Genomic DNA, 2,963 nt, shown 5'->3' on the forward strand with positions numbered 1-2,963 from the left:
CGGCGTCGCGGTGATGAGCGGCGTGGTGAACGTGCTGTACCTCACCGGCTCGTTCTTCATGCTGGAGGTATACGACCGGGTGATCCCGAGCCGTTCGGTGCCGACGCTGATCGGGCTGATGGCGCTGGCGCTGACGCTGTACGCGTTCCAGGGGGCGCTCGAGGCGATCCGCTCGCGCATCCTCGCCCGCGTCGGGGCGGCGCTCGACGAGGCGCTGTCGGGCCGCGTGTTCGACCTCGTGGTGCGTGCGCCGCTCAAGGGGGCCGCCCCCGGCGACGGGCTGCTGCCGCTGCGCGACCTCGACCAGATCCGCGCGTTCCTGTCGGGTACCGGCCCGTCGGCGTTCTTCGACCTGCCGTGGCTGCCGATCTACCTGGCCGTCTGCTTCCTGTTCCACCCGCTGATCGGCGTCGCCGCGCTCTGCGGCGCCCTCTTCCTCGCGGCGGTGACGTGGCTGACCGACCGCGCCACCCGCAGGCCGGCCCAGGCCGCCACCGGGCACGGCCTGCGCCGCAACGGCCTGGCGGAGGCCGGGCGCCGCAACGCCGAGGTGCTCGCCGCGCTCGGCATGCAGGGCCGCTTCCAGGCGCGCTGGGCCGGGGCCAACCGCGACTACATGGACGCCCAGCAGCGCAACGCCGACGTGGCCGGGGGCCTCGGCGCCGTGTCGAAGGTGTTCCGCATGGCGCTGCAATCGGGCGTGCTGGCGCTCGGCGCCTGGCTGGTGATCCAGGGCCAGGCCACCGCCGGCATCATCATCGCGAGCTCGATCCTGGTGTCGCGGGCGCTGGCCCCGGCGGAACTCGCCATCGCCAACTGGAAGGGCTTCGTCCAGGCGCGCCAGAGCTGGGCCCGGCTCTCGGACCTGCTCGCGCGCATCCCGGCCGGGCAGCCGCGCCACGGCCTGCCGGCGCCGTCGCGGACGCTGACGGTGGAGGCGGTCACGATCGCCCCGCCCGGCTCGCAGCGTCCGGTGGTCGGCGAGGTCAGCTTCGCGCTGAAGGCCGGGCAGGGCCTCGGGGTGATCGGCCCCTCGGCCTCCGGCAAGTCGAGCCTGATCCGCGCGCTGATCGGCGTGTGGCCGCCCCTGCGCGGCAAGGTGCGCCTCGACGGGGCGGCCCTCGACCAGTGGGAACCGGCCGACCTCGGCCCCCATCTCGGCTACCTGCCGCAGGAGGCGGAGCTGTTCGCCGGCACCATCGGCGAGAACATCGCCCGCTTCGACCCGGCGGCCTCGGCCGAGGCGGTGATCGCGGCGGCGCAGGCGGCGGGCATCCACGAGATGGTGCTGCGGCTGACCGACGGCTACGACACCCGGATCGGCGAGGGCGGGGCGGGCCTGTCCTCCGGCCAGCGCCAGCGCATCGGCCTGGCGCGGGCGCTCTACGGCGACCCGTTCCTGGTGATCCTCGACGAGCCCAACGCCAACCTCGACGCCGAGGGCGAGAACGCGCTGACCCGGGCGATCCTCGGCGTGCGGGCGCGGGGCGGCATCTGCATCGTCGTGGCGCACCGCCCCTCGGCCCTGGCCGCGCTCGACCTCGTGCTGATGATGGCCGACGGCCGCGCCCAGGCCTTCGGCCCGAAGGACGAGGTGTTCAAGCGCGTGCTGCGCGCCGCCCCCGAACCGGCCCCGGCGGGGCTGCCCGCGCAAGGGCCCGCGAAGCCGACCCTGCAGGAAAGCGCCTGACCATGGCCGACCCCGTGATCCTCGCAGGCCCGATCGCCGCCGTCCCGGCCGCCCCCCTGCCGCCGCGCCCCCGCGCCCGGGCCTCGATCCGGCGCCACCTCGCGCTGAGCCTGGGGCTCGGCACCGTGCTGGTGGTCGGCGTCGGCGGCTGGGCCACCTTCACCGAGATCGCCGGCGCGGTGATCGCGCCGGGCCAGCTCGTGGTCGAGTCCGACGTCAAGAAGGTGCAGCACCCCACCGGCGGGGTGGTCGGGGAGCTGCGCGTGCGCGAGGGCGACCGGGTCAAGGCCGGCGACGTGCTGATCCGCCTCGACGAGACGCAGACCCGGGCCAACCTCGACATCGTGCTGCGGGCGCTGGACGAGCTCGACGCGCGCCATGCCCGCGACGAGGCCGAGCGCGACGACGCCCCGACGATCGCCTTCCCCGCCGAGCTGCTGGGCCGCCGGGACGCCGACCCCTCGGTCGCCCGCCTCGTCGACGGCGAGACCCGCCTGTTCGCCGCCCGCCGCGCCGGCCGCGCCGGGCAGAAGGCGCAGCTCTCCGAGCGCATCGAGCAGCTGCGCCAGGAGATCGGCGGCCTGACCCAGCAGGCCAACGCCAAGGAGCGCGAGATCGCGCTGATCCTCACCGAGCTGACGGGGGTGCGCGAGCTCTACGCCAAGAACCTGGTGCCGCTCTCGCGCGTCACGGCGCTCGAGCGCGAGACCGCCCGGCTCCAGGGCGAGCGCGGCCAGCTCGTCGCGCAGACCGCCTCGGCCAAGGGCAAGATCACCGAGACCGAGCTGCAGATCCTGCAGGTCGACGGCGACATGCGCACCGAGGTCGGCAAGGATCTCGCCGAGATCCGCGGCAAGCGCTCGGAGCTGCGCGAGAAGCGGGTCGCGGCCGAGGACCAGCTCAAGCGCATCGACCTGCGCAGCCCGCAGGACGGCACCGTCCACCAGATGACGGTCCACACCGTGGGCGGGCTGGTGACGCCGTCCGAGCCGGCGATGCTGATCGTGCCCACGGCCGACCAGCTCGCCGTCGAGGTCAAGATCCCGCCCCAGGACATCGACAGCGTGCGCCGCGAGCAGCGCGCGGTGCTGCGGTTCTCCGCCTTCAACAGCCGCACCACGCCCGAGATCGACGGCACGGTGAGCCGCGTCTCGGCCGACGTCTCGACCGATCCCAAGACCGGACAGAGCTACTACACCGCCCGCATCCGCGTGCCCGAGACCCAGCGCGAGCGCCTGGGCGAGGTCCAGCTCGTGCCCGGCATGCCGGTCGA

The 2,963-nt window shown here is 74.6% G+C and carries 2 protein-coding genes; both read left to right on the forward strand.

Translation table 11 applies throughout. The annotated features are described in order from the left end of the window. A partial coding sequence (locus MKK64_RS01715) for a type I secretion system permease/ATPase (RefSeq protein ID WP_243931992.1) occupies positions 1-1,690 on the forward strand: 1,690 nt, incomplete at its 5' end. Between the two features lie 2 nt (positions 1,691-1,692). After that, positions 1,693-2,963 (forward strand): HlyD family type I secretion periplasmic adaptor subunit (locus MKK64_RS01720; protein WP_243931993.1); only part of this gene is annotated, 1,271 nt, incomplete at its 3' end.

Source organism: Methylobacterium sp. E-025 (assembly GCF_022829705.1).
In the GTDB taxonomy this organism is placed as follows: Bacteria; Pseudomonadota; Alphaproteobacteria; order Rhizobiales; family Beijerinckiaceae; genus Methylobacterium.